At 35.8% G+C, this 453-nt stretch carries 1 protein-coding gene; it reads right to left on the bottom strand.

Translation table 11 applies throughout. From position 1 onward, the window contains the following. A partial coding sequence (locus tag BAMA_RS23340; RefSeq protein ID WP_034644466.1) for a S8 family serine peptidase occupies positions 1–453 on the bottom strand: 453 nt, incomplete at both ends.

Here is a 453-nt window from a genome sequence, read left to right as displayed (position 1 = left end):
CATTATCATGTTGTTTGAGTAAAGCTATTACTCCTGTTGTATACGCAGCAGCTACAGAAGTACCGCTTTGCTTGACTGTTTTATTATCTAATGTAGTACCGTAGATATTTTCTCCAGGGGCCATAACATCAATGCCCTCTCCTCGACTTGACTTAAACCAACGCTCATTTTTATTATTGGTTGCACCTATTCCTATAACCCCCTCTAATTTAGCGGGATATGTAATAGTATCTTGTGTTGAAAGTCCGCCATTTCCAACAGCTGAAACTATGGTAATTCCTTTTTTAGAAGCTTTTTTTATGACTTTATCTAATTCTTTTGAGTATGTTCTACCACCCAGGCTCATTAAAATAATATCTACATTTTGTTCAATGGACCAATTGATACCTCGAATGATACTATCATAACCTCCTCTCTGATTACGATCTAATACTTTGACAGCATATATATTTG

The sequence above is a fragment of the Bacillus manliponensis genome, assembly GCF_000712595.1.
Lineage (GTDB): Bacteria > Bacillota > Bacilli > Bacillales > Bacillaceae_G > Bacillus_A > Bacillus_A manliponensis.
This window is presented reverse-complemented; position numbering and strand designations above follow the sequence as displayed.